We start from the raw sequence: 24,460 nt of genomic DNA, 5'->3' as shown, positions 1-24,460 counted from the left end.
TATTTTAAAAAAATATCATTTAATTAATTAAATTTTTCATTTAATCAATTTGAAATCCGCACTCGCTGCAGGCTTTTGTTTGGAATTTCACAACACCGCCACATTCCGGACACAACCACTTCTCACGGTCCTGTGCCATCATCTTTCCGATGCCGGTTGTCTTGATTCTTTTGGCGCTGTCTAAAGTATTCAGGTCATGCCTTTTAACATACTTTTTAGAGTGCTTTTTCATCTGTGGGCATGGAAACTCGCTGCAGCGTCCGCAGTAGCTGAAGTTCTTCTTGTCAAAGCAGGTCTTGATCTTGCACTTCAGGCTTGCCTTGCTCTTGCCGTCGTCGCTTATCAGGCAACCTGCACATGGGTTCTGGAATTTTTCGCAGCTTATGCAGTTGATTCCGCATGGGGCAAGTAGTTTTGAATCGAGTTCGCTAGGCATTTTCATAATAATCTGTTTGGCTGAGCAAATTAATAAAGTTATTTAATGATATCCATTATAAAAATATTTTTAACGATTAAAATTATTATTTTTCATAAATAATTAATATTTAACATTTTTTATTAATTATTATACATATATTTTCTTAAATTTATTTTTCACATCGTATTAATTAATTTTTGTTTACATTGAATTCAATTAGAAAACTTATTTAATAACTTAGTGAATATATATTCTTATCGAAAACTGTTTTCGGGGTTTATATAATGGAAAAGAAAATTAAAGTGATACTTTTATTATTAGTTGTTTTGGTTGTGGCGGGAGTTGCCACACACATGTTTTTAACACCTTCGACCGTAGAGACAGTAGGGTCTAAAAACGTCACAGACATGATTGGAAGGGATGTTGAAATCCCTGCATCAGTCAGCAATGTCGTTGCGACAAGCCCTCCAATGACTACTGTGCTTTATATGATTGCACCGGACAAGCTGAAGGCGGTCAACTTCCAATGGACAGATGACGAGATGAAATACGTTCCGTCACAGTACCAGAACTTCCCAGTAGTTGGAGGATGGTACGGTACACAGGATGGAAGCTATGAGGAATTCATCGCATCAGAGCCGGACATTGTCATCGAATCAATTGACGAGGGCGGTGACGGTGACGCATCAACAGTCAAGGAACGTCAGGAAAAATTCGGAACAATACCTGTGATTGCGGTTAAGGACACCACAAATGTGGAAACAATAGGCGAGTCCATCACATTCATGGGTGAGATTGTTGGAGCCCAGGACAAGGCAAAGGAACTGAACGACTTCAACGACAGGTACTTGAAAATAGTTAAGGACAAGTCATCCAAGCTATCAGACAGTGATAAAAGGACTGTTTACTATGCACAGGGCGATGACGGGCTTCAGACAAACCCTTCACACTCAACACACGGACAATTGATTGATCTTGTGGGTGGTGTCAATGTGGCTGACTCACTGAACCAGGGAAACACCACCAGCGGAATCCAGGTGTCAATCGAACAGGTAATTACATGGAATCCTGATGTAATAATAACAAATGATCCGGAATTCTATGCAAGTGTCTATGACAATCCTAACTGGGCAAAGCTTGATGCAGTCAAGAACAAGGAAGTTTACCTTTCACCTCAATCCCCATTCAAATGGTTCGACAGGCCAGTTGGGGCAAACATGATTATAGGTGTTCCATGGACTGCAAAAGTGATTTATCCTGATGACTACAAGGACATCAACATGGTTGATGCCACAAAAGAGTTCTACTCAAGCTTCTACCACTTCGACTTGAGTGATGATGAGGCAAAACAGATTCTGCTTGATTCAGGATTGAAGGAGTCAAACCTATAGGGATTCAAATGGATAGGGAAACAAAAGAGATTATAAGTATCATACTTCTAATCTTTTTTCCAATAGTCTTATTTTTCGCATCATTCCTGATTGGAAGATACCCGATCAGTCCAATTGATGTGATAAACACATTGCTATCACCAGTGTTCCCACAGCTTGAGGTTTCACCCACAATAACCACAATAGTATTTGAGATAAGGCTTCCAAGAATCATCGGAGCAATTGTGGTTGGTGCATGCCTTGCGATTTCAGGTGCCGCTTTCCAGTCAATATTCAAGAACCCACTGGTATCCTCTGATTTGCTTGGTGTGTCAAACGGTGCAGGATTCGGTGCCGCTTTGGGAATTCTTTTAAGCGGAGCCAACATCATAACCCAGATTTTCGCATTCGTTTTCGGGTTGATTTCAGTGTCTGCAACATACTTGATATCAAAATCATACAAGGCAGGAGGAATACTGGTCCTTGTGCTTTCAGGGGTTGCAATATCAGCATTCTTCAACTCACTGATATCCGCAATAAAGTTCATAGCAGACCCTGACGACAAGCTCCCCGAAATAGTTTACTGGCTCATGGGCTCATTGGCTTCAATAAATGCGGACAAGCTATTGATGATTGCAATACCAGTCATTATCGGCCTTGTCGTGCTTTTGGCATTGAGATGGCAAATGAACCTTCTTGCGATGGGTGATGAGGAGGCACAATCCTTGGGATTGAACCCGTCAAGAACAAGATTGCTGATCATTGCAGGATGCACCCTTTTAACCTCCGCTGCAGTTTCAATAAGCGGTATTGTCGGATGGATTGGACTGATCATTCCCCACATGTCCCGTATGGTTGTTGGACCCGACAACAGGGTACTGCTTCCCGCTTCACTGAGCCTTGGCGCAAGCTTTCTATTGCTGATTGACAACATTTCACGTGCAGTGATAGCAATCGAGATACCGATAGGAATACTTACAGCAATAATTGGAGTGCCGATTTTCCTATACTTACTTAAGAGGGGTTATTCAGAATGGTCATAGAAGACAAGCTATTTGAAGTCAAAAACATTTCCTTTGACTATGACGGCGAGGAGATATTCTCCAATATCAGCTTTTCCATTGAAAAGGGTGACGTATTGTGCATTCTCGGGCCAAACGGAACCGGAAAGACAACACTGATTAAATGCCTCAACGGACTTCATGAGATAAACTCAGGCGAGATACTGATTAACGGTGAAAACATCAGGAAACTGTCATTCAAGCAAATCTCAAAGCATATTGGCTACATTCCACAGGCACATGTTCCATCATTCCCTTTCAAGGTGTTTGATGTGGTCCTGATGGGAAGGGCACCATACCTGAACCTTACGGATTCCCCGAAAGAGGAGGATAAGAAAATCGCCCTTGAAGCCCTCAAGACTCTTGGTATTGAGGATTTGAAGGACAAGGAATACACTAACCTGAGCGGAGGGGAAAGGCAGCTCGTTTTCCTGGCAAGGGTATTGTGCCAAAAGCCGGACATACTAATATTGGACGAGCCGACATCCCATTTGGATTTTGGAAATCAGATTAAGCTATTGGAGATAATCGACAATCTCTCAAAAAGCGGGCTGTCCATTATAATGTCATCACACTTCCCTGATCACGCTTTCTTAAGCTCAACAAAAGTGGCAATCATGAAAGACAAGAAATTCATTGATTTCGGAACTCCTGATGATGTGGTTACAGAGGATAATTTGAGAAAAGCATATTCCATTGACGTTAAGCTGATGGAACTGGATGATGAGAGAAAGGTATGTGTACCTTTAAAGACAAACTTAAAATTAGATTTATAGGTGATAATTATGAATGAAAAGGATTATGATGAGCAACTGGCTAAGGCCGCTGAGTTTCACGGACACATCTGTGGTGGAATAGCCATTGGAACAAAGCTTGCAATGTACGGATTAGAGCTTTTGGGAATGGAACTTAACCAAAGGCACAAGAACCTTATCGTCTTTTTGGAAATCGACAGGTGCATGTCCGATGCAGTGCAGTCAGTGACAGGATGCTCCATGGGTAAAAGAACCCTGAAACAAATGTATTACGGCAAGTTTGCAGCAACATTCATGAACCAGGACACTGGTGAGGCATTAAGGATAACTGATGCTGATGCCAACAAGAAATTCAAGGATGAGGAAACAAAAGAGGAAATGATTGCAAGATTCAGAAGAACACCTCCTGAAGAGCTTTTCAAGGTCGATAAGGTAAAAATTGAATTGGGTCCGGGGGACATGCCGGGCAAGCCTTACACCACGGCGTTCTGTTCAGTTTGCGGTGAAAAGGTTTCTGACGGAAGGCATAGGCTCATCGGTGGAAAGCCAGTTTGCAAGTCCTGTGCCGAAGGGTCTTATTACGAGTTAATTGAAGAGTAATTTATATTGTATTTTATTTTTCTTTTAATTTTCATTTTTTTATATTTTAAATCAAAATTCTTCATCTATTTTTATATTTTTTAATCTATAATTTTTATTTAACTATTTAAATTGATATTTGCTCTTTATTTTATTTTTAATTAATTCATTTCGATATGCTTATATATTCATGTTGTCTAATATTAAATTAGATAACGAGTATGAAAAGGTTAAATGATGGATTTGATTGGAGGATATCTGTTAATCATTCTGGTGTTGTTTGCGGCAAATGTCGCACTGATGCTTGGAAATTATAAGCTGAATAATGTAAAGGTAATAGTGCTGGCATTGGCATGTGCCGCAGTCACTTTTGCATTGATGAGCATTTCAGTTTATCTGAATGCTCCATTGTCATTTCTATTGTATAATTTCAGCTATCTGTTTTTAATCATCACAATAGTAATCTTTGCATCTATCGTGTACTACATCAAGAGGGATGATTTCAGATTGCCGTTTTATGCAATCCTCGTGACATCTGCGGTTTCAACAATATTGTTCTCCTCCCAGACAAGTCTTGACATTTTATCAATGATTTTATATTCATTATTCGTTTTCATAATATTATTTGTTGTTTATCAACTCACAAAATTATTGCATCATGCAAAAAGACAATATCCTGTAATAATCGGCGAGTACATGAGCCTGTTTTCAATATTGATGTTCATTTTCGCATTGACATACAATTCCACAATGGCCCTGGACTACACCAAATTCAGTCCTTTTTTAATATTGACTCCAACCTATCAGCTGATTTACGTTGTTATAGGAATCATTGTTGTCTTGGTTGCTGGTGTCCTTATAAATGATACAAGGGGGAAATAAATGATTATTCAAGGAACTGAAACATTGACCTCACTGATTCACATAATCTCCGAAAGCCTATTGACACCGGTTGTCATACTGCTTGTAATATCAATCGTCATAGTTATCCTGGCATTCGGAGGGCTGATCAATGAGTTCATTTCAAGAAAGGCCATATCCTCTGCAAACCTGGAGGATCTGGTGAGACGCGTTTCATTCTCAACTAATGTAGGTCAAATGAAAGAGGAAATATCCAATAGTGATCTGTTTGACTATCAAAAGGAGATACTGACAAGAATTGCAGACAACCATGACATTGGTCCTGAAGCAAGAAAGGCACTTGCAAGCGAACTCATCTCAGCACATGAGACAAGACTGATTAAAAAGACCAACAAGACAGACATTCTTGTTCGTGTAGGGCCTATCCTTGGGCTTTTGGGAACATTGATACCATTGGGTCCTGGTCTTGCAGCACTTGGAACAGGGGACATTGCAACCCTTGCACAATCTCTGACAATAGCATTCGACACTACCGTTACAGGTTTGACCGTCGGGGCTGTTGCATTCCTGATTTCCAAATATAAAAAGCAATGGTATGAGTCCGAACTGATTGATGTTGAAACCGTTGCGGAAGCGGAACTTGAAACAATAAACAAATGGTGATTTGATGCTTAGGAAAAAAAGAAGAATTTCGGAATCTGTTGACGATGACCCGATGGGAGGATTGAACAACCTTTCGGATGCAATGCTCGTGTTGGCCTTGGGCTTTCTGATTTTTGCAATTATGGCTTTATCGGCCAATCCTGATATGATTACACAATCTCAATCCACACAGGATGTTTCAACAGCGGACACTTTCACCCAGAACTACACTGATGCTGGCGGACTCGAGGACAGCGGATACAGTGAAGTCGGAAAGGTCTATGAGGACCCGACCACCGGTGAGCTGGTGATGGTATCGGGTTAAATCAGGAGTTAACGCTCCTTTTTTTTCTATTTTTTTTCATTACAATATTGCTTTAACCTTGTAAAATTGCTATTTTTTGAAACTGATTGTTTTATATGTTTTTAAGATATATATTAAAAATGAGGAGTAGCTTAAAATGCTTTTTAATCAAGACAATTTGGACATATTTGGATATCCTGTTAGTGATTTTGACCCTCGTATGAAAAAGGATTGGTTATTAAATCATATTGATGAGGCTATGGAGGAAGTTTCCAAATGGGATTCAAATCCTCGTGAAGATCTTATTAATTTAAATAAGGAATTAGGCATTGACTTTGATTTTGATAAATTTCTTCGATTAGATGAGTAATTGTTTAATTCTTTTTTTTGGTTTTGTATTAAATTTCATGATAGTGTCTATTAACGATACCTTTATAAATAAATAAAATGAAATATTTTATTACTGTTATTTTATGACAGTGATAATTACTTTTTTTGGGATAAGTTCCCAATTGGATGTGGCCCTCGTGGCTGAACAAAAAGGTGTTATTTATGTACAAATATATTAGAGACGCATGGAAAAACCCAGATGAGTCCTACGTACGTGAACTCATGTGGCAAAGAGCCCCTAAATGGGCAAAACAAGGCGCAGTTCAAAGAATTGAAAGACCTACCAGACTCGACAGAGCTAGAAGTTTAGGTTACAGAGCTAAAAAAGGTTTCATTGTAGTAAGAACCAGAGTAAGACGTGGTGGAAGAAGGAAAACCCGTCGTTTCAATGGTCGTAAACCTAAAAGAATGGGTGTAAACAAAATTACCCAAGCTAAATCCATTCAAAGAATTGCAGAAGAACGTGTAGCTAAAAAATACCCTAACATGGAAGTTTTAAACTCTTACTGGGTATGGTCTACAGGAAAACATAAATATTATGAAGTAATTTTAGTTGATCCTAACAGTCCTTCTATCATTAACGATAAGAAAATCAATTGGATTTGCTCCAAAAAACACACTAACAGAGCTCTCAGAGGCTTAACCAGTGCTGGTAACAAAGGACGTGGAATCAAATCTAAAGGAAAAGGCTCAGAACAAGCTAGAAGAAGAGATTTATAATCCTTCTTTTCCTTTTTTTATTTTTTTGATATAAAATGATTCATAATATCAAATTCAGGGCTTTCGTCTATGAGGATGAGGATGTAGACGAGATCTCACAAGCTATTTTAAACATACTTCCTGAAGCTGAAATCGAGGCCGAAGAGGCTGAAGGTATGCTTGAGGACAGGATACTTATTTTATCAGGTGTTGTTTCAAAGAAAAGATACACAAAGGCTTTTTTCAACACACTTCTTGAAAGCGTTGACTTGGATAAGCTCAATGATGACTTGGAACGCAAGATGGATGAGAAAGGTAACTGGTTTTTACGCTTAGACAAAACCGATGCATTAGACGAGAAATGGACTATTCTCGACAAGGGCGATGCGATACACTTAAAGGTTAAGGTTGCTGCATTTCCAGCTAAAAAAGAGATTGCTGTTGACAAGGTTCGCGAGGCCATTTTAGATAGATGACTTTTTTTAGTTGTAACAATAAACAAACTTTTATAATAAGGTTGCATATAATATTATTAAACCGTTCCATTTTGTACTTATGGAGTGTATAATCGGATTGTCATGAAGAATAATATTAAAATTTTAAGGAAAGCCAAGGGGATTACCCAAGAAGAGCTGGCAAAAGAGGTGGGCATTTCACGCCAGGCCATGAACGCCATTGAAAACAATCGTATGAGTCCTAATTTGATTCATGCATTCAAGATAACGTTTTGCCTTAATCAGAAATATATTGAAGATGTATTTCTATATGAGGATTAGTCAAAAATTTATTCCACAAATTTTAAATAATTAGTAAACATAAGTTTACATAACAGTTGAAATTCGTTCACTTTTTGAACAATTCTAAAAAATTTCAATTGTTGTGTGATATGATGATACTTGATATACTATACGACTCATTGAAATATTCATTTTCCAATCCTAAAAATATTTTAAAGTTGGGATTGTTTGAGCTTTTCTCCATATTTTTCATACCTTCGTTTTTCGTTTCAGGATATCAATATAAAATCATCAAGCATTCCCTTAATCTCATGATCCATGAAAATACCCAAATGGTGGAATTAAATGGGTTTAAGGAGCTTTTCATCAATGGAATTAAATTATATTTTGTAAAATTTGTTTATTTGATTATTCCATTATTTTTAATGTTGTTGCTTCGATTGGATATTATTCAGGGATTATCCTATCTGTCACTGTTTACAGTATTGTTTGTCGTGATGTATTGCTATTCATATGTTGCAATTGCCCATATGATCAGGCACGATTCCGTAAGAAAGGCCTTCAATCTTAAAGAAATAACCAACATAATCTTAAACGGAATTGGAGTTAGGGTGTTGGTCGGCATTCTAATCGGTTTCATAATAATTTATGGGGGATGCGGATTATTCATAGATGACTTTGCATATTATCTGGGTGTTATAATCAATGTTCGCTTTGTAATTTTTTCCCATACGCTTAGCTTAACCAGTGTGGTTCTGTTTTTGATAACAGCGTTGTTTTTCCAACCGTTCTTCCACATCATGGTTGCAAGAATATCAGGCATGGCATATACGGATTTGTAGTTAAATTAATTTCCAGAATTGATTATGGTGTTTTTATTTTTTTGGATGGATTTAAATAAATGATTCATTGAAAAAAACTTCCTGTAGTACTTGAAGTTGCGTTTATTAATTTTAAGTGTGAATTCTTTGTCTTTTTCAATCAAGAATGGTTCAATGCCTGGAAATTAATTTCAATGGTTAGATTTAAAAGGGAGATATGATTTTATTGAGTTGAAATTTAACTAATAATATCAAAAATCTAACCAGTTATGTAAATATATATTTACATATTTGTTATTTTATTGCATTATATTATATAAATATTTTGGTAAACTATTTTTTAAAAATTATTAATTATCTTTATTTCTTGTTTTAAATGTTTATAATTTCTTTTTTATTTTGTAAATCTATATTTACATATGACCAATAACTTTATTTTGATATATTTTCAAATATAATTCCAGGGGATATTGTGGAAAGGCAAAGCAAGTACTTAATAATTCTATTGGTGGCATTGGTAATATGTATAGGAGTGTTCTGGTTCCAGTTCAACAATAACGTTTCAACATTCATAATAGTCAATGAGACAGAGGTTGCCGAGAACGGATCATTTTCAGGCATGCTTATGGATGCATACAGCTATGGCGTTGCAAACAAGACAATAACTTACCACAAGCCTGGCCATGATATGGGAACAATTGTGGATACGACAACCGATGAGAATGGTGAGTTCACGATTGAAAACGCAGAATATCTTCCGGATGCAGGGGATGACAATTACTATGGCAATTTCACATTCGCCGGTGACGGCAAGTATGTTGGCTGCACATATGAGGGTAAAGTCACTGTAAATCCGAACTGATATTGTTTTCATTACCTTTTTAAATGATGAAATCAAACATACTAATGTTAAAAATATATTTCATTTTTTAAGGTAATCATATGATGAACAATATTAGACAGTTAAGGGAACAGTTAGATATCTCTCAAGAGCAATTGGCAAGCCTTGCAGACATATCTGTTGAGGAATTGGATGATATAGAAAACAATAGGACAATTCCCTCTTTAATCACTGCCAACAACATTAAAAATGCGCTGAATGAGGATTTCATCGCAAATGTCTTTATCTTTGATGATTAAGACACACTTTTTTTAATTTAATATTCATTCTATTTTGAAAAAATTGAATGATGTCCATAATTTTTACAAGTTTGTCTAAATGTTTATATCAATATAAACTAAATTATTGAACCTCTCCAGCTTGTAGAAGCTGGAGATTCTTAGGCCATACCTATTGTTTTGTCAAGGCCTTTCCATTCGTAATAATATTCGAATTTGCCTTGACCAATTGGTATGAAATCTACTAAGCATAGCACCATTGAACCAGTGGCGCGTAGAGCTTCGTCTAAAATATTTTTTGCAGCATTAACATCTCTTTGAAGTATGCTATGGCAGCGTGGACATTCCCATTCTCTTTCATCACGACCTAAACCATGATTTATTTCACCACAAACATTGCATCTTTTACTGGAAGGGAACCATCGATCGATTTGTACGAATTCACGTCCGTACCATTCTGATTTGTATCGTATCATTTCAATGAGTTTTCCCCAGCCTATTTCATGAATGCTTCTGCTTAAACTTCTTGCTCGTATCATTCCTCGTATGTTTAATGTTTCCATTGCTATGAATTCGCAGTGTTTTACAATATTGTAGGATATTTTATGATAATAGTCGTTGACGACATTGTTTTTCTTGTTTATCCATTTGTGGAGTTTTTTTAGTGTTTTTTTCCAGTTGGATCCACCTTCTTTTTGGCGTGCTAGTTTTTGTTGGTAATATTGTATTCTACGGTTTATTTTTTTTAAATCGGGTTTGTGTATGACTTTTCCGTTGGAAAATGTTAGGAAGTCTGTTAATCCCAAATCTATGCCTACATATAAAGAAGGGCCGGAAAATGTTTCCCGTGGTTGTATTTTTTCTACTTCATATGTTATGCAGACGAACCATTTTCCGTTTTCTTTTAGGATTGTGGCTTCTTTGATTTTGCCGTCGATGTCTCTTTTATGTTTGACTTCAATGTATCCTAGTTTGTTTAAGCGTAGTTTGTTATCTTCCCACCTTATTGAGGCTTTTATTCCGTTTTTAGTTTTATATTCGTTGTTTCTGAGTGTGATGGATTTTACTGGATTTTTTTTAAGGGATTTGAATTTAGGGTGTCCAGTTCTTCCATCATAGAATCCTTCGTATGCTTTTATTAAGCGGTCGGTGGATGCTTGTATGCAGGTGGATTCTGCTTTTTTTAGGAATGGTTTTTGTTTTTTTAGAGTTCTTACGATTTTTTGTGTGTAAGTGCGGTTGATTTTACATGTTTTTCCTATTCCAAATTCTTTGACTAGGTTTTCACGGTAAATGCTGTATTCTAATGTTTTGTTGAATACATAACCGGTTGCCCGTAAATTGAAATTTAATTCCCCTTCTAAATCCTCATCAGGGATAAACTCAATTTTATCGGTCAAAATAAAAGTTTTATCAACCATAAATAAATGCTCCCCACACTTTATTCTTTTTTTAGACAAAGATGTCATTAATTTTATTTGTATACTCGAAAAAAAAAACATGGATTTTAATTTTTTTTGATTAATCATCAAAAAAAGAATATGTTTTCTTTTTCTTATAACAACTTATATACCTTTATAATAAATAGAGTTTATCTAAGAGCATTTGGAAAGTAATATGCATATTTTTTTTTGCAAAAAAAATTCTAAAAATTCAACATCTCTCTTAAAAGTGCAATTCATCTCCCGGCTTAAAGAAGCCGGAGAATTCTTGCACAATAATGTTAAAATCGAATTGCCGATGCACAATCTAAACAGAATGGTCATTGCAACAAAAAGATAATCGGATATCATGGCATGAGGGAAATTTTTCAAATCTTAAAGGAAATGCCCAAGGTTGGCACCTATGAGGAAAACTCAGTTTCTAATTAATTATATATAATTTAAAATGTAAATTAGTATTAATTAATAGTTGAGATGGTTATATGAAAGGAGAAGTATTTTACGGCAAAGGAATTCGTGAACTTGAAGGGGAATACCCTGAATTGTACGAATTGGTCAAAGACATTAACGAAACCGTTTGGACAGGTAAGGTTCTTGATTACAGGACTCAAAAATTGATAGCTATTGGAATCACAGCTTCCCGTGCAGATCCAAGAGCCACCAAAAAGCAAATAAAAAGCGCAATCCATGAGTTTGGAATGACCAAGGATGAGATTGTGGATGTTTTGAGGGTAGTGCTTTTGACCTCCGGAATGCCTGCATTTTCAAAATCACTTCAGATTCTAAACAGCGTCATTGCAACAATGGATGAGGAATAATCCAATCCATTGCCTTTTTTCTTTTTTTGTATGTAGATGGCATCACTCTAATGTTTGTAAATAACACAATAACTCATTTTACTTTGAAACATGTCTGTTTAAATTGAAGCTATTTTTCACACACTCATTTTAATTAATTGCTTTCTTAATTATTCGTGGGTCACATTACCATTTGCCTTATCATTTCGAATATGAAGAATGCCACAAAGCATATCATTCCTGGATTCATGAACATTGTTGTGTATTTATATTCAAGTTCGATTTCTGTTTTCTTGCCGTTGAACTTGGCCTTTTTGTATCTGCTTAGTCCAATTATGCCCAGCACTATGAAAATGATAAACAATATCATGTATGCCACGATTATGGTCAAATCGGTTGTGCTTATGGACTGCTGCAGGTTCATCATTGCCTGTGAAATTACCTGGCTCACCACAGACCCCATGAAGTTCACGATTGCGTGAAGCACTATAGGGTATATGATCTTTCCGGTTTTGATGTAGACGTATGCGAAAAATCCACCCATCAGGAATGCATAAAAGAACTGGTTCAGATTTCCGTGAAACAGTCCGAAAAGGAGTGCCGAAAGGATTATTGACACTTTTGCCCCGTATCTTATTGTCTTGTCAATGAGCATTTTCCTAAAGAAGAACTCCTCGAAAATAGGTGCGAGGATGCTTACAATCACTATGTTGAACCAGATGTTGGTGCTGTTGATGAGTTGCTGCACCGGATTTGTTATGTCGTTTTGTATTGCCCCTCCAAGAAGGAATGTTATTGCAAGCCCAATGAGGTTTCCAATCCACATAAGGGTCATTGTTATTCCAATGTAAAGTATGAATGTCCAGATGCCCACCTTTTCCTTTTTCATTTTACGGCTTTCAATCCTTTTCATCAGCCAATAGAATATCGGCAATGGTATGAGATAGTTGCACATGGCGGATATGATGTATATCAGGTTAACGTCGCTCAATGCGTTTGGATTTGTGTTTGCAATGATATTGGTTATGATTATCTGGATTATCACTGCAACCAGTCCCAATATAAGGTAGTTGACTCCTATTTTTGAGAAGAATTTTTCATGAGCATTCAATTTTACACCTGCTTTTTGTTTTAACATTATTTTATCAATTTTTCCTATTTAACATTAACTGAAAAAATTTAGGTATTCCAAAATATTTATATAGAATCAGCAATAAATTTAGTTATACCTAAAAAGTGAAGGTGATTGTATTTGAGGCATCGTGGAGGACATTCGTCAATAGGTTTGGAACTGGGAATGCATTTGTTTACTGAATTTTTAATGTCATCTCATAAGTCAAGGTGGAGAATTGGAAACGATATCCAAAGATGCACCCTATGCGGCAGATGCCAGGCAGTATGTCCGGTAAATGCGATAACAGTCAGTGTCCACAACAAGACCTGGACACTGAACAACAGGCGCTGCACACAGTGCCTGGGATGTGTGATCAGATGCCCTCCAAGCTGTCTTACACAAGTCAAGCTATAGGTTTAAAGCATCTGAAATCTCTTTTCTTTTTTATATCATTAACTCTTTGTTTTATCGCTGTCGAGATTAATGTATTTTTTGCATGTTATTTTTTAACTTTTAAGTATGGTTAAATTTATTTTACCATAATACTGATTTTCATTACTATTTTTAGGCATAACTCAATTTATAATCGTTTAATTTAAATATTATGATTGAGTAATTAATTAATGGTATAATCAAAATTTATACCGTAAAGGCTTTTTAAATTTGAATTAGCTACTTCATGTTTTAGCATGATTTTACCTCAAGTACACACCTTTGCTTTTTTAAATTTAATTGCCTTTATTGTTTAGTCTTTTTTTTTGAAATTTAATAAGTAAGGATGTTATTCAAAGCAATTTTAGTGTGTTTGGGATGGTTGTAAGGTAAAACTCACTTAATTATTCTTCATCATTATCTTTTAGGGATTCAAGATATGCTTCACGGATTTCATCTGCAAATTCATCGTTTCCCTCTACAATTGGTCCGGTGTAATCACAATCCCTGCAAATGCACTGGGACCAGTTTTGAGGAATAATCCAATCAACATTTTTGGATCCGCATCTTGGACAAAGTTTATGCATCTTCATTTTTAATCACCTTTAATTCATGTTAGGATTACTTGATGTTTTCAATTATATCATATATGAATATTTTGTTCATTATTTTTTTGGAGGGACTAAAAATTATTTTGATGCACATAAATTATTTTTTAGTTTAACTAAATATTTATTCTTAGATTAGCCTAAAAAAGCCTTAAAAACCGATTGATTTATATATAATGAATTATTTAACATATATTGTCAGATGGCTTATGCAAATCCATTATTGTTTTTAGGTTTGCATAAGTTTTGAGATCAGGTTCAAAATATCTTCTAGGCTGAGCGGAAGAGTCTTTGTTTCCAGCAATAAAAAAGAAATATTTTAGGCATTCCTAAAATATTAATATTAAAAAAACTAAAAGTATATTGTTGAAGTATAAACTTCAAGAAAATAACTAAAAAAATTAACTAAAAAGGATGGTATTATAATGAGACGTGAAGATATTATTAACACTTGTGTAGAACATAAACATGCATTAATTTTTGCAGCAGGAGTTGCAACAGCTCTAATCGGAGCTAAAGTTGTAAAATCCCAAGCATTCAAAGACACCACCACCAAAGGTATGGCTGCAGTAATGTCCGCTAAAAAAGATGCTGAAGCATGCTTCCAAGACATGAAAGAAAACGCAGAAGACATCGTAGTTGACGCAAACGCTGATACCAAAAAAGAAATCTACGTTGAATCAAAAGAATAAATTCATTTTTTAAAAAAGGGATTTATATGAAATATCAAGTAATGCATGATAGCGGGTCCCGCTTAAGGGTCCGTGCCGGCCAATGGGCCTTCACCAAGGAGGAAGGTTACGGCCTCGCTTCATTACTTTTAGACCAAAGCTTTATCCATGAGGTATTCACATCCCATAGGAACGGTAGCATATTAATTTACTATGATGGAAGCATTGAAAGCAAGCAAAAGATTTTTGACATTCTTGATTCAATCACCATGGATGACCTGTTTGAAGCCGAACCTACTCAAACTCAGGTTTCAAAGGAAATCAGTGAAGACTTCTATCTCAGATTGACAAAAATGATATTGCATAGAGGAGTATATAAGCTATTCCTTCCAATGCCTATCAGAAATGCTTTAACAATTTACCATGCTCTGGAATATGTCTGGCACGGATTGGACAGTCTGACCAGTTTCCGTGTTGATGTGGCCTTACTTGATGGTGCAGCAGTTGCTGGTGCATTATTACATAAACAATATCAACCGGCAAGTTCAATGATGTTCTTATTGTCCATCTCCGACGCTTTAGAAGACTATACAATACAAAAAGCCAAAAGCACATTAAAAGACAGTTTGGCCTTAAACATTGACACAGTCTGGGTAGTCGGAGAAGATGGTGAGGAAAAACAATGCCCTGCTGTAGACATCGACAAAGGGGATAAAATCAAGGTTCACATGGGTGATGTGATCCCTGTGGACGGTAAAGTAATTGAAGGAGACGGAATGGTTAATGAGGCTTCAATGACAGGAGAACCATTGGCTATCCATAAGAGTCCAGGTAAAACAGTTCACGCAGGAACCGTTATAGAGGAAGGTAATCTAATCATTGAAGTTTACTCAATGAACAAGGAAACAAGATTGAACAAAATCATTGATCTTATTGAGAATTCAGAAGAATTGAAGGCTGAAACTCAAAGCAAGGCTGAAAAGCTGGCTGATTCAATCGTTCCATACAGTTTCATTGCAACAGCATTGACATATCTGATTACAAGAAACCCAACCAAGGCACTGTCCGTCCTGATGGTTGACTTCTCATGTGCAATCAAGTTGACAACTCCATTGTCAATCATCTCTGCAATGCGCGAAGCATCAGACAACAGGATGATGATTAAGGGTGGAAAATTCCTTGAAAGCTATGCAAATGCCGACACAATCGTATTCGACAAGACTGGAACACTGACCAATGCAACTCCAAAGGTTGTGGAGGTCATTCCAATGTCAAAAAGATACGATAGGGATGAAATCCTGAGAATGGCAGCATGTATTGAGGAGCACTTCGCACACAGTATCGCAACAGCCATCGTAAAACAGGCTGAAGAGGAAGGCCTCAAACATGAAGAGGACCACAGTGAAGTGCAATATATCGTTGCTCATGGTATTGTAACCGAGTATGACGGCAAGCGTGCAGTAATCGGATCCAAGCACTTCCTGTTCGATGACGAGAAAGTCAAGATGACCAAGACTCAAGAGAAGAAGGTCGAAAAAGAGGCAAAAGAACACTCTGTTGTTTACCTTGCGATTGACGGAAAACTTGAAGGACTCATCTGCATCGATGACCCTGTGCGTGAAGAGGCAAAATACGTCATCGAGGAGCTCAAGAGTTTAGGCATTGAAAATGTCATAATGCTGACTGGTGACAGTGAAAGCGGTGCTAAGGCTGGAGCTAAGGCATTAGGAATCACTGAATACAGGTCACAAGTGCTTCCTGAAGACAAATCAAGAATTGTTGAAGAGCTTAAGGCAGAAGGCAAAACCGTAATCATGGTCGGAGACGGTATCAATGATTCACCTGCACTTGCAGCTGCTGATGTGTCAGTTTCCATGAAAAACTCATCAGACATTGCACGTGAAGTTGCAGACATATCACTCCTATCCGATGACTTGTACGATCTTGTAACCTTAAGAAAACTAAGTACTGGAATGCTTGACAAGATTAACTCCAACTACCGCAATATTGTGGCAGTCAACGGTTCACTTTTAGTGCTTGGTGTTGTTGGTGCAATTTCCCCGTCAACATCCTCAATGATACATAACTTGTCTACAATGCTGTTTGGTGCATTGAGTACAAGATCAGTTCTTAAGGACTCAGATTACAGTAAAGGTATTGAAGTAGAGGCTATTGAAGTAGCTGACGCTTCATAATTTTTCTTTTTTTTAACATTTTTTTTAAAGTTTTTATACTATGATTGTAATATTTATATATGTATAAAATTTCAATTAAGTGATTTAATGTTAGATGATTATAAAAATAAATTTATTCCATTAATTCTACCGATTTGCATAATAATCTTCTGGTACTTGATTACAGAAGGATTGGGACTTGTAAATCCATACATCTTGCCGGGACCAATCACAGTATGCCAATCCGCTTGGGAATTGATACTGAATGGAAAGCTTCTTGCAAATACATTAGACACATTATATAAAGTGTTTGGAGGTTTAATATTAGCTTCTGTTGTAGCCATTCCTCTTGGAATCATTCTTGGAAGCTATAAGACCCTGGAAGACATTGCCACATTGGTGATAAGTATCTTAAGGCCAATTCCTCCGGTTGCATGGATTCCATTTTCAATCTTATGGTTTGGAATCGGAATGTTTCCAGCAGTATTCATCATATTCATGGGTTGTGTATTCCCAATTCTAGTTTATACAATTGATGGGGTTAAAAGAACTGATAAGGTTTTAATAGAATCAGCTCAGACACTTGGTGCAAGCGATTGGAATGTATTGAAAAGGGTAATCTTGCCTTCCACAGTTCCATATATTGTATCAGGTCTTAAGGTCGGAATAGGTATTGCGTTAATGTGTACCATTTCCGCTGAAATGGTTGGTTCAAGCAGTGGTTTAGGTTATATGATTTTGACAGCAACTAGTTTATTTGATCCAGGAACAACAGTTGTTGGTATGTTAGATATCGGGCTGATTGGTATCATATTTGATTATGTATTCACCAAGGCTCAAGACAGGATATTCTGGTAGGTGTTAAAGTGTCAATTGAAGTGAAAAATATTAACAAATCATTCAAAAGCAAGAAAAATGACCAATTATCAGTTTTAAGTGACGTGAACTTAACCATCGATGACGGTGAACTGGTATGTCTTTTAGGCCCGTCAGGTTGTGGAAAAACCACTCTCTTGAGATTAATCGCAGGTCTTGACCAGCCTACCTCCGGTGAAATCATTGCCAATGGCGAAAAGGTTGAAAAGCCATCCGGTGACAGGGCAGTGATTTTCCAGCAGTATTCACTGTTCCCATGGCTCACAGTATTGCAGAACGTAACCTTCGGTCTTGAGATGACCAACAAGGGCTCAAAGGAAGAGAACATTGAAACTGCCGAAAGGTATCTCACAAGAGTAGGTCTTATTGACTTCAAGGATAGCTATCCGCATGAACTTTCAGGTGGTATGAAGCAGAGGGTTGCAATTATCAGATCATTGCTTAACCATTCACCTATCCTTCTTATGGATGAGCCGTTTTCTGCATTGGATATGCAAAATAGGCACAAGCTTCAGGAACAGCTTATTGGCGTTTGGAAAAGGTTCGAAAACACAATTGTTTTCGTGACCCACGATGTTGATGAGGCGGTTTATCTGGCTGATAAGATAGTTATCATGGACAAGAATCCTGGAAGGATTGCATACGTCGTTGATGTTGATATCGAAAGGCCTAGAAAAAGAGATTCCAAAGAGTTCATAGCTCTTCAGGAAAGAATAGTTGAAGACTTGGATATGGGAGATTAGCTACTGGCTAATTCTCATTAAATTTCTTTTTTTATATTTAAAATTTCATTTTTAATTATCTCAACGCATTTTTCATCATTATCGTTGATTCTAACGGTGCATTGAGCTTTCATATTATTCTTTTTCAATAATTCAGAAACGTTTAGATTATACTCAACTGTCGCATCCTTGGTTTTCAGGATATTTTCAGGACAGCAGTTATCACAGCCGTTCACTGCAATCACATTATTGTTTTTTGCAAGGTCAATGAACTTCTTATAATCTCCGCCGCTTGCAACGATGCAGCAGTATTCAATGTCATCGTATTCAACACTTAAATCATAAACGCTAACCCTTGCCACTTCTCCACGAGGATTCATTCCGCTGCAAGCGCATAGTACTGTTTTATCACTCATATTATCACAATTTAGCTATTAGAGTTCCATGATCGCCGTTTTCTATTCCATCATACACATAATCCAATGCGTTTAGAATGGAAGTGTGCAAATCATTGCCCTTTGCCAGGTAGGCGGTAATTGCTGCTGAGAGATTGCAGCCGGTTCCATGGAGATTGTCGGTTTCAATAAGTTCCTGCTTTACAATGGATGTTTCACCGTCAATGTTAATGGTGTTTATTCCATCCAAGTGGCCTCCTGTAATCAGGCTGTCGCATTTGATCTTTTCAGTGGCTCTGATTGCATCATCCTTGGTGCTGATTTTTAAACCGGTCAGCTTTTCAGCTTCTGAGATGTTTGGTGTTGTTAAAATTGATTTTGGAAGAAGATACTTGTTGAAAGCCTTTGCAATGTCTTCCCTTGTAAGGTCTCCGCCGGATGTGGCAACCATCACTGGGTCAACAACGGCCTTCAAATTGTATTCGGTAATCTTTTCAGATACAAGTTTGATTATTTCAGGTGAATAAAGCATTCCAGTCTTTATATATTCCACTTCATAGGCATCCATTACAGAATCGATCTGCTCGGATATGTAATCCTCACTGACTGGCAATGTTGAGAAGAACTTATATGGATTTTGTGCTGTAAGAGCAGTTACAATGCCTGTTCCATAAACGCCAACTGCCTGAAATGTCTTCAGGTCTGCAAAAACACCTGCACCGGCTGATGGGTCAACGCCTGCAATGCTCATTACAATCATAAAATCATCCTCTTGTAACCTTAATCCTTTCACTGCCCCTGTAAGGCTCAAATTTGACCTTCAATTCTTTAAGGTATTGTCTGGTATGGGTTTTCTCCCCATGAATCATGATTTCGCCCAAGTCTTCAGTGGTGTTGACGTCAAGTGCCATGAAGAATGAGTCATGAACCTGCGGATTCAATTTTTTCTTTTCGGCGGCATTGACATGCTCCTTGTAGCTGAAGCCCTCAAATCTAGTATGGATTGCCATCGGTTTCATGATTATCATGTTTGTTCCGCCACCCTTGGCTGGAACTATGATGAAATCCAGGTTTTTGGATGCGTCAATCAGCATCTGGATGTTTGTCTTTCCAATCAGCGGAATGTCTGACGGCACGATTATGACTTTTCTTGCCTTTCCCTTGCAGAGTTTCATTGCCTGGGTCAGTGCCTTGTTGAGGTTTGAGTTCTCATTTTCATGGATTGTGTTGACATTAAGGCTTTCAGCATAGCTTAAAACGTCCTCGTCACGGCTAATGATGAAAATCTTGTCAACATGCTTTTTCAATGTGTCTGTCACGTCCTGAAGCATTACCTTTAGGAGCTTTTCCCTTTCATCTTCTGATAGGAAGGGTGATAAACGGGTTTTTGCGTTTTTGAACTTTGTCACAGGAATTATTGCGTATATGTCATCCATATTATCACTAGTATGTTTTAGCAATCAATGCAATGTATTTGGCGTCTTTTCCACTGGCTATGCATTTTCCTTCGGACACTTCTTCCTGAATTCCTAAAACGTCATAACCGGTTTTCTCTTCGATTTCGTGTCCGACTTCCTCTTCTCCGCACCAGTAGAATCTAACAACGTTTCCGGCTTCGATAAGTTCAGGAATTTCATCAAGGTTTTCTGCGAACTTGACGTGTTCTTCCTGGAAGTCCCATGATTGCTTGGATAGGCTTTCGGATGATTTGTCTAGCAAGTCAATCACATTATCTGCGAGATTGTCATCCAATGGGAGTTCAATCTTCTCTTCAATGTCCCTTTGCATTGCTATTGTAATGTTGTTTTCAAGATCCCTTGGTCCAAGTTCCAGCTTGATTGGTGTTCCCTTGAGCTCCCAATCATTGAATTTCTTGCCCGGTCTGATGTCACGGTCGTCGATGTTGACTCTCAATCCTTTTGCTTCTAATTGCTCCTTGATTTCAGCGCATTTGCCAAGAACTTCCTCTTTTCCTTTCTTGAAGAGGATTGGAATAATGGTTACCTGATTAGGTGATACTTTTGGTGGAAGGCGTAAACCCTTATCGTCCCCATGCATTCCAATGACTGATGCGATTACCCTGTCGGACAGTCCTGCACAAGTCTGGTAAACGAGCTTGTGCTCACCGTCCTTGTCCTCAAAGGTTATGTCGAATGTTTTTGCGAATGTCTGGCCAAGGTTGTGGATTGTACCAATCTGGAGGGTCTTTCCGTTTGGCATTATGACGTCAAATGCCATTGTGTAGTCGGCGCCTGGGAACTTGTCCCATTCAGGCCTTTTTGAAATGAGGTAGGCCAATCCCAAATCATCAAAGAATTCCTTGTACATTTCAACGAAATCCTCAACCTGCTCATCGGACTCTTCCTTGGTTGCATGGGCAGTGTGTGCTTCCTTGAATGTTGTAATCTCCCTTACCCTTATTAACGGTCTTGTGTGTTTTGTCTCGTATCTGAAAGTGTTCACGATTTGATACATTTTGATTGGAAGGTCAATGTGTGTCCTGATCCATAATGAATACATTGGATATATTGCTGTTTCACTGGTAGGCCTTAATGCGAGCTGTTCGTTGAGGTCCCTTTGACCTCCTTTTGTAACCCAGTAAACCTCATCCTCAAATCCTTTAACGTGTATTCCTTCCTTTGCAAGTTCGCTTTCAGGAACAAGCATTGGGAAGAGAACCTCATCATGATCCTTATCCAATAAGTTTTTGATTATGTTCATGGAATGTTTTCTTATCTGAAAACCGTAAGGCCTCCAAACTGCCATTCCCTTAATAGGATATCTTGAATCAGTAATGTCTGCTTGTTCTAAAATGTCATGAAACCATTCGTCAAAATTTTCCACCATATCACCTAAAATAATTTTTTATAATATTAAATTATCTGTTTTTAATGAGTATTAAATTTAATTATGTAAATTTAAATGGGAAATTGGTTATGTTGGGTGAATCATTTTTATGAGTTTGTTGAATTGAAAAGTTATTTATAATTATTTCATACATATATATTAATGTATAATTTATTTTAGGAGATAATATGAGCAACAGGAAAATACAGATGCCACGTGAAGTCTACATTGATCCGGGTATCATAAAGGATACTGGTGACATTTGCAAGTCTTTGCATTTGGATAAAAAGATTTTAATCGTTACAGGTGACCATACATATGATGTTGGTGCAGTTCCTGTAATGGAAAGCCTTGAAAAGCAGGATATTGAATGGGATGTCATAAAAGTCAAGAGGGCAACCTATGAATCAATATCAGAAGTTGAGGAATTAATCACTCCAGACACCACAGTTCTTGGAATCGGTGGGGGAAAGGTGATTGATGTTGCAAAACTGTCCTCACATAATCAGGGTGTTTACTTCGTATCCATGCCGACAACCGCTTCACATGATGGTATCGTATCTCCTTTGGCTTCAATTAAAAATCCCAATACATCAACATCCGCTAAGGCACAGTCACCTATAGCGGTCATTGCAGACACTGAAATCATTGCACAGTCTCCATTCAGACTGCTTGCGGCAGGTTGTGCGGATTTGATTTCCAACTTCACAGCAATCAAGGATTGGGAATTGGCTCACAGACTCAAGCATGAACCTATAAGCGAATCAGCCGCTGCACTGTCAATAATGTCAGCACATCTCATAACCGACAATGTGGCTAACATCAAGCCTAATCTTGAGGCAAGTGCGCGCATAGTCATGAAATCCCTATTCAGCGGAGGAATGGCGATAAGCATTGCAGGTTCATCCCGTCCAGCAAGCGGATCAGAGCATCTCTTCTCACATGCCCTTGACAAGATTCTTGACAAGCCTGCCTTGCATGGAGAGCAATGTGGAATAGGTACCATACTGATGATGTACCTTCATGGAGGGGACTGGAAGGCAATAAGAAACGCCCTTAAGGCGGTTCAGGCACCAACCACTGCAGCTGAAATCGGCATTGCCGATGAGGATGTGATTGAAGCATTGATGATGGCTCATACTATCAGACCTGAAAGATACACCATACTTGGAGACAATGGAATTTCAAAAGAGGCGGCCTACGAGCTTGCCTATAAAACAGAGGTGATTTAGATGATAACATTGATTGGTAAGGATTTGGCTAAAAAAGGACAGGAATTCGTTTTCCTTGGGCCTGCTGATGAATGCGAAACATGCAGATTCAAATCATCCTGTGTTGGAAACCTTGAACTGAACAGAAAATATGTTGTTGTTGATGTTAAGGAAAACGAACAAAAATGTCCAATACATGCAGAGGGTATTGTTATTCCTGTTGAAGTCGACAGAGCTAAAATAGACCTATTAACCACTTCTAAAAGTATTTTTGAAGGATCAACATTCACATATAATGCTCCAGATTGTGACGAGAAATGTGATTACCATGACTTATGTTTCCCTGACGGCTTGGCTGAAAACGACAAGTGCATCGTTTTGGAAAGCGATGGAAAACATAAAGGGGAATGTAAGAAAGGATATAAACTTAATAAACTCACTTTAGGATTTGTGATATAAATGAAAGATACCAGTAGTAATAGTTCTGCCAAAAAGAATGCAGGATACAAGGCAGCTGAATATGTTGAGGATGGAATGGTTTTAGGACTTGGAACAGGTTCAACCACACACTTTTTCATTGAAAAGGTGGGAATGAGAATCAAGGAAGAAGGAATCAAGGTTTTAGGAATTCCGACATCATTCCAGTCACTTTTGATTGCAAAACAATGGAACATACCTATAACCACCCTTGAAGAGCATGACATCGATTTATCTGTTGATGGTGCCGATGAGGTGGACTCTGAATTTAACTTGATAAAAGGTGGAGGAGCAGCACACACCAAGGAAAAGATTGTAGATTATGCTGCAGACAAGTTCATAGTGATTGTTGACGAATCCAAGGTTGTAGAATCCTTAGGAGCATTTCCAGTGCCTGTTGAGGTATTGCCTGATGCATCTCGTATGGTAATTAAAGCCCTTGAGGACATGGGTGCTACTTGTGAGATTAGGATGGCTCAAAGAAAGGACGGTCCTGTAATCACTGATAACGGCAACTTCGTCATTGATGCCAAGTTTGATGAGATAGAATCTCCTGCACACTTGGAAATTGATTTAAATTCAATTCCAGGGGTCGTTGAAAACGGTATATTCTCACAGATGGTTGACAAGGTCATAATCGGAACCGACGACGGCACAAAAGAGTTATAGTGATAACATGCCAATGTTTGACATTCCGGATATCAGGGATCTTCTCTATAAGATAGCTATCGTATTCGGTGCAATAATAGTGATTTACGGTGTCTTATGGTTGCTGGTTAACCTGGGAATAATTCCTGCAATCATCGCAGCAATATTTCCACAGCTAGTGCTGATAATCATAGGATTATTCATCATTTACGCTGCAATCGATAGAAAAAACAAATATTATTAATTATTTTTTTAAAAAAAAGAAAATTTAAGAAGAGAATCAATCTCTT

The 24,460-nt window shown here is 37.6% G+C and carries 32 protein-coding genes; 24 read left to right on the top strand and 8 right to left on the bottom strand.

The window, feature by feature from the left end; all coding sequences use genetic code 11:
• Window positions 1-40: 40 nt before the first annotated feature.
• The gene (locus E7Z78_RS01035) at window positions 41-442 is read right to left on the bottom strand and encodes a DUF3795 domain-containing protein (RefSeq protein ID WP_303723319.1); all 402 of its coding nucleotides are present in this window, start codon (window positions 440-442) and stop codon (window positions 41-43) included.
• A 260-nt stretch (window positions 443-702) separates the two neighbouring features.
• Between E7Z78_RS01035 and E7Z78_RS01030 the strand changes: the two genes are divergently transcribed.
• From E7Z78_RS01030 to E7Z78_RS00965, 14 genes are all read left to right on the top strand, one after another.
• Window positions 703-1,809, top strand: a complete 1,107-nt coding sequence (locus E7Z78_RS01030) for an ABC transporter substrate-binding protein (protein ID WP_303723318.1) — start codon at window positions 703-705, stop codon at window positions 1,807-1,809.
• Window positions 1,810-1,817: 8 nt separating this feature from the next.
• The gene (locus E7Z78_RS01025) at window positions 1,818-2,831 is read left to right on the top strand and encodes an iron ABC transporter permease (RefSeq protein WP_303723317.1); all 1,014 of its coding nucleotides are present in this window, start codon (window positions 1,818-1,820) and stop codon (window positions 2,829-2,831) included.
• Window positions 2,822-3,625 (top strand): ABC transporter ATP-binding protein, encoded by an 804-nt coding sequence (locus tag E7Z78_RS01020; RefSeq protein ID WP_303723316.1) that lies wholly within the window; start codon window positions 2,822-2,824, stop codon window positions 3,623-3,625. Before E7Z78_RS01025 ends, E7Z78_RS01020 begins: the two co-directional genes overlap by 10 nt.
• Window positions 3,626-3,631: 6 nt before the next feature.
• Complete coding sequence (locus E7Z78_RS01015; protein WP_303723396.1) at window positions 3,632-4,204, top strand: FmdE family protein; 573 nt, start codon at window positions 3,632-3,634, stop codon at window positions 4,202-4,204.
• Between the two features lie 213 nt (window positions 4,205-4,417).
• The gene (locus tag E7Z78_RS01010) at window positions 4,418-5,065 is read left to right on the top strand and encodes a peptide ABC transporter permease (RefSeq protein ID WP_303723315.1); all 648 of its coding nucleotides are present in this window, start codon (window positions 4,418-4,420) and stop codon (window positions 5,063-5,065) included.
• Entirely contained in the window at window positions 5,066-5,707 is a 642-nt protein-coding gene (locus tag E7Z78_RS01005; protein WP_298523370.1) for a MotA/TolQ/ExbB proton channel family protein, read from the top strand.
• A gap of 4 nt (window positions 5,708-5,711) precedes the next feature.
• Window positions 5,712-6,011, top strand: a complete 300-nt coding sequence (locus E7Z78_RS01000) for a DUF2149 domain-containing protein (protein ID WP_303723314.1) — start codon at window positions 5,712-5,714, stop codon at window positions 6,009-6,011.
• A 136-nt stretch (window positions 6,012-6,147) separates the two neighbouring features.
• Window positions 6,148-6,360 (top strand): hypothetical protein, encoded by a 213-nt coding sequence (locus tag E7Z78_RS00995; RefSeq protein WP_303723313.1) that lies wholly within the window; start codon window positions 6,148-6,150, stop codon window positions 6,358-6,360.
• 182 nt (window positions 6,361-6,542) lie between these two features.
• The gene (locus tag E7Z78_RS00990) at window positions 6,543-7,100 is read left to right on the top strand and encodes a 50S ribosomal protein L15e (protein WP_303723312.1); all 558 of its coding nucleotides are present in this window, start codon (window positions 6,543-6,545) and stop codon (window positions 7,098-7,100) included.
• Between the two features lie 35 nt (window positions 7,101-7,135).
• Window positions 7,136-7,555 (top strand): RNA-binding protein, encoded by a 420-nt coding sequence (locus tag E7Z78_RS00985; RefSeq protein ID WP_303723311.1) that lies wholly within the window; start codon window positions 7,136-7,138, stop codon window positions 7,553-7,555.
• Window positions 7,556-7,657: 102 nt separating this feature from the next.
• Complete coding sequence (locus tag E7Z78_RS00980) at window positions 7,658-7,855, top strand: helix-turn-helix transcriptional regulator (RefSeq protein ID WP_303723310.1); 198 nt, start codon at window positions 7,658-7,660, stop codon at window positions 7,853-7,855.
• Between the two features lie 113 nt (window positions 7,856-7,968).
• Window positions 7,969-8,658, top strand: a complete 690-nt coding sequence (locus tag E7Z78_RS00975) for a DUF4013 domain-containing protein (RefSeq protein ID WP_303723309.1) — start codon at window positions 7,969-7,971, stop codon at window positions 8,656-8,658.
• 451 nt (window positions 8,659-9,109) lie between these two features.
• Window positions 9,110-9,499 (top strand): hypothetical protein, encoded by a 390-nt coding sequence (locus E7Z78_RS00970; protein WP_303723308.1) that lies wholly within the window; start codon window positions 9,110-9,112, stop codon window positions 9,497-9,499.
• A gap of 80 nt (window positions 9,500-9,579) precedes the next feature.
• Window positions 9,580-9,777, top strand: a complete 198-nt coding sequence (locus E7Z78_RS00965; protein WP_303723307.1) for a helix-turn-helix transcriptional regulator — start codon at window positions 9,580-9,582, stop codon at window positions 9,775-9,777.
• A 140-nt stretch (window positions 9,778-9,917) separates the two neighbouring features.
• Here E7Z78_RS00965 and E7Z78_RS00960 read toward each other — a convergent pair whose 3' ends face one another.
• A complete protein-coding gene (locus E7Z78_RS00960; RefSeq protein WP_303723306.1) occupies window positions 9,918-11,156 on the bottom strand; it encodes a transposase in 1,239 nt (412 codons plus the stop codon).
• 524 nt (window positions 11,157-11,680) lie between these two features.
• Between E7Z78_RS00960 and E7Z78_RS00955 the strand changes: the two genes are divergently transcribed.
• Entirely contained in the window at window positions 11,681-12,016 is a 336-nt protein-coding gene (locus E7Z78_RS00955) for a carboxymuconolactone decarboxylase family protein (protein WP_303723305.1), read from the top strand.
• A 160-nt stretch (window positions 12,017-12,176) separates the two neighbouring features.
• On the opposite strand, the gene E7Z78_RS00950 is transcribed toward E7Z78_RS00955, so the two are convergent.
• Window positions 12,177-13,133 carry a CPBP family intramembrane glutamic endopeptidase gene (locus tag E7Z78_RS00950; RefSeq protein WP_303723304.1) on the bottom strand — a complete coding sequence of 319 codons (957 nt, stop codon included), beginning with the start codon at window positions 13,131-13,133 and terminating at the stop codon, window positions 12,177-12,179.
• A gap of 114 nt (window positions 13,134-13,247) precedes the next feature.
• On the opposite strand from E7Z78_RS00950, the gene E7Z78_RS00945 reads away from it, so the two are divergent.
• A complete protein-coding gene (locus E7Z78_RS00945; RefSeq protein WP_303723303.1) occupies window positions 13,248-13,523 on the top strand; it encodes a 4Fe-4S dicluster domain-containing protein in 276 nt (91 codons plus the stop codon).
• A 422-nt stretch (window positions 13,524-13,945) separates the two neighbouring features.
• Here the strand turns inward: E7Z78_RS00945 and E7Z78_RS00940 are convergent, their stop codons facing one another.
• Window positions 13,946-14,134 (bottom strand): hypothetical protein, encoded by a 189-nt coding sequence (locus tag E7Z78_RS00940; RefSeq protein ID WP_303723302.1) that lies wholly within the window; start codon window positions 14,132-14,134, stop codon window positions 13,946-13,948.
• 440 nt (window positions 14,135-14,574) lie between these two features.
• Between E7Z78_RS00940 and E7Z78_RS00935 the strand changes: the two genes are divergently transcribed.
• The 4 genes from E7Z78_RS00935 (at window position 14,575) to E7Z78_RS00920 (ending at window position 18,613) form a co-directional block, all read left to right on the top strand.
• Window positions 14,575-14,841 carry a DUF6110 family protein gene (locus tag E7Z78_RS00935; RefSeq protein WP_303723301.1) on the top strand — a complete coding sequence of 89 codons (267 nt, stop codon included), beginning with the start codon at window positions 14,575-14,577 and terminating at the stop codon, window positions 14,839-14,841.
• A gap of 26 nt (window positions 14,842-14,867) precedes the next feature.
• Entirely contained in the window at window positions 14,868-17,015 is a 2,148-nt protein-coding gene (locus tag E7Z78_RS00930; RefSeq protein WP_303723300.1) for a heavy metal translocating P-type ATPase, read from the top strand.
• 87 nt (window positions 17,016-17,102) lie between these two features.
• Window positions 17,103-17,852: an ABC transporter permease gene (locus E7Z78_RS00925; RefSeq protein WP_303723299.1), complete on the top strand. Its 750-nt coding sequence runs from the start codon at window positions 17,103-17,105 to the stop codon at window positions 17,850-17,852.
• An 8-nt stretch (window positions 17,853-17,860) separates the two neighbouring features.
• Complete coding sequence (locus E7Z78_RS00920) at window positions 17,861-18,613, top strand: ABC transporter ATP-binding protein (protein WP_303723298.1); 753 nt, start codon at window positions 17,861-17,863, stop codon at window positions 18,611-18,613.
• A gap of 17 nt (window positions 18,614-18,630) precedes the next feature.
• Here the strand turns inward: E7Z78_RS00920 and E7Z78_RS00915 are convergent, their stop codons facing one another.
• From E7Z78_RS00915 to proS, 4 genes are read right to left on the bottom strand one after another with little or no spacing between them, the layout of a single operon-like run.
• Window positions 18,631-19,008, bottom strand: coding sequence for a putative zinc-binding protein (locus tag E7Z78_RS00915; RefSeq protein ID WP_303723297.1), 378 nt, complete (start codon window positions 19,006-19,008; stop codon window positions 18,631-18,633).
• Between the two features lie 4 nt (window positions 19,009-19,012).
• Window positions 19,013-19,747, bottom strand: a complete 735-nt coding sequence (gene thiD / locus E7Z78_RS00910; protein ID WP_303723296.1) for a bifunctional hydroxymethylpyrimidine kinase/phosphomethylpyrimidine kinase — start codon at window positions 19,745-19,747, stop codon at window positions 19,013-19,015.
• Window positions 19,748-19,751: 4 nt separating this feature from the next.
• Entirely contained in the window at window positions 19,752-20,423 is a 672-nt protein-coding gene (gene cofC, locus E7Z78_RS00905; protein WP_303723295.1) for a 2-phospho-L-lactate guanylyltransferase, read from the bottom strand.
• Window positions 20,424-20,430: 7 nt separating this feature from the next.
• Window positions 20,431-21,834, bottom strand: coding sequence for a proline--tRNA ligase (gene proS / locus E7Z78_RS00900; RefSeq protein ID WP_303723294.1), 1,404 nt, complete (start codon window positions 21,832-21,834; stop codon window positions 20,431-20,433).
• Between the two features lie 188 nt (window positions 21,835-22,022).
• Between proS and E7Z78_RS00895 the strand changes: the two genes are divergently transcribed.
• Genes E7Z78_RS00895 through E7Z78_RS00880 form a run of 4 tightly spaced genes read left to right on the top strand, consistent with a single transcriptional unit; the run spans window position 22,023 to window position 24,414 of the window.
• Window positions 22,023-23,066, top strand: coding sequence for an NAD(P)-dependent glycerol-1-phosphate dehydrogenase (locus tag E7Z78_RS00895; RefSeq protein WP_303723293.1), 1,044 nt, complete (start codon window positions 22,023-22,025; stop codon window positions 23,064-23,066).
• A complete protein-coding gene (locus E7Z78_RS00890; protein ID WP_303723292.1) occupies window positions 23,067-23,504 on the top strand; it encodes a UPF0179 family protein in 438 nt (145 codons plus the stop codon).
• On the top strand, window positions 23,505-24,191 hold the full coding sequence (rpiA, locus tag E7Z78_RS00885) for a ribose-5-phosphate isomerase RpiA (protein ID WP_303723291.1): 687 nt from the start codon (window positions 23,505-23,507) through the stop codon (window positions 24,189-24,191).
• A 7-nt stretch (window positions 24,192-24,198) separates the two neighbouring features.
• Entirely contained in the window at window positions 24,199-24,414 is a 216-nt protein-coding gene (locus tag E7Z78_RS00880; protein WP_303723290.1) for a hypothetical protein, read from the top strand.
• Window positions 24,415-24,460 lie beyond the last annotated feature (46 nt).

The sequence above is a fragment of the Methanobrevibacter thaueri genome (assembly GCF_015062915.1).
GTDB lineage: Archaea > Methanobacteriota > Methanobacteria > Methanobacteriales > Methanobacteriaceae > Methanocatella > Methanocatella thaueri_B.
Note: the sequence above shows the minus strand (reverse complement) of the source record. Positions and strands in the feature narration are given on the sequence as shown.

Bases quoted from the DNA above. Each gene is read 5' to 3' on its own strand.
- E7Z78_RS01025 (WP_303723317.1), top strand. From the start codon at position 1,818: ATGGATAGGGAAACAAAAGAGATTATAAGTATCATACTTCTAATCTTT.
- E7Z78_RS00965 (WP_303723307.1), top strand. From the start codon at position 9,580: ATGATGAACAATATTAGACAGTTAAGGGAACAGTTAGATATCTCTCAA.
- E7Z78_RS00930 (WP_303723300.1), top strand. From the start codon at position 14,868: ATGAAATATCAAGTAATGCATGATAGCGGGTCCCGCTTAAGGGTCCGT.
- E7Z78_RS00985 (WP_303723311.1), top strand. From the start codon at position 7,136: ATGATTCATAATATCAAATTCAGGGCTTTCGTCTATGAGGATGAGGAT.
- E7Z78_RS00880 (WP_303723290.1), top strand. From the start codon at position 24,199: ATGCCAATGTTTGACATTCCGGATATCAGGGATCTTCTCTATAAGATA.
- E7Z78_RS00995 (WP_303723313.1), top strand. From the start codon at position 6,148: ATGCTTTTTAATCAAGACAATTTGGACATATTTGGATATCCTGTTAGT.
- E7Z78_RS00975 (WP_303723309.1), top strand. From the start codon at position 7,969: ATGATACTTGATATACTATACGACTCATTGAAATATTCATTTTCCAAT.
- E7Z78_RS00915 (WP_303723297.1), bottom strand. From the start codon at position 19,008: ATGAGTGATAAAACAGTACTATGCGCTTGCAGCGGAATGAATCCTCGT.
- E7Z78_RS01035 (WP_303723319.1), bottom strand. From the start codon at position 442: ATGAAAATGCCTAGCGAACTCGATTCAAAACTACTTGCCCCATGCGGA.
- cofC (WP_303723295.1), bottom strand. From the start codon at position 20,423: ATGGATGACATATACGCAATAATTCCTGTGACAAAGTTCAAAAACGCA.
- E7Z78_RS01010 (WP_303723315.1), top strand. From the start codon at position 4,418: ATGATGGATTTGATTGGAGGATATCTGTTAATCATTCTGGTGTTGTTT.
- E7Z78_RS00890 (WP_303723292.1), top strand. From the start codon at position 23,067: ATGATAACATTGATTGGTAAGGATTTGGCTAAAAAAGGACAGGAATTC.
- E7Z78_RS00990 (WP_303723312.1), top strand. From the start codon at position 6,543: ATGTACAAATATATTAGAGACGCATGGAAAAACCCAGATGAGTCCTAC.
- E7Z78_RS00950 (WP_303723304.1), bottom strand. From the start codon at position 13,133: ATGTTAAAACAAAAAGCAGGTGTAAAATTGAATGCTCATGAAAAATTC.
- E7Z78_RS00925 (WP_303723299.1), top strand. From the start codon at position 17,103: ATGTTAGATGATTATAAAAATAAATTTATTCCATTAATTCTACCGATT.
- E7Z78_RS01000 (WP_303723314.1), top strand. From the start codon at position 5,712: ATGCTTAGGAAAAAAAGAAGAATTTCGGAATCTGTTGACGATGACCCG.
- proS (WP_303723294.1), bottom strand. From the start codon at position 21,834: ATGGTGGAAAATTTTGACGAATGGTTTCATGACATTTTAGAACAAGCA.
- thiD (WP_303723296.1), bottom strand. From the start codon at position 19,747: ATGATTGTAATGAGCATTGCAGGCGTTGACCCATCAGCCGGTGCAGGT.
- E7Z78_RS01020 (WP_303723316.1), top strand. From the start codon at position 2,822: ATGGTCATAGAAGACAAGCTATTTGAAGTCAAAAACATTTCCTTTGAC.
- E7Z78_RS00980 (WP_303723310.1), top strand. From the start codon at position 7,658: ATGAAGAATAATATTAAAATTTTAAGGAAAGCCAAGGGGATTACCCAA.
- E7Z78_RS00940 (WP_303723302.1), bottom strand. From the start codon at position 14,134: ATGAAGATGCATAAACTTTGTCCAAGATGCGGATCCAAAAATGTTGAT.
- E7Z78_RS00935 (WP_303723301.1), top strand. From the start codon at position 14,575: ATGAGACGTGAAGATATTATTAACACTTGTGTAGAACATAAACATGCA.
- E7Z78_RS01030 (WP_303723318.1), top strand. From the start codon at position 703: ATGGAAAAGAAAATTAAAGTGATACTTTTATTATTAGTTGTTTTGGTT.
- E7Z78_RS00895 (WP_303723293.1), top strand. From the start codon at position 22,023: ATGAGCAACAGGAAAATACAGATGCCACGTGAAGTCTACATTGATCCG.
- E7Z78_RS01005 (WP_298523370.1), top strand. From the start codon at position 5,066: ATGATTATTCAAGGAACTGAAACATTGACCTCACTGATTCACATAATC.
- E7Z78_RS00955 (WP_303723305.1), top strand. From the start codon at position 11,681: ATGAAAGGAGAAGTATTTTACGGCAAAGGAATTCGTGAACTTGAAGGG.
- rpiA (WP_303723291.1), top strand. From the start codon at position 23,505: ATGAAAGATACCAGTAGTAATAGTTCTGCCAAAAAGAATGCAGGATAC.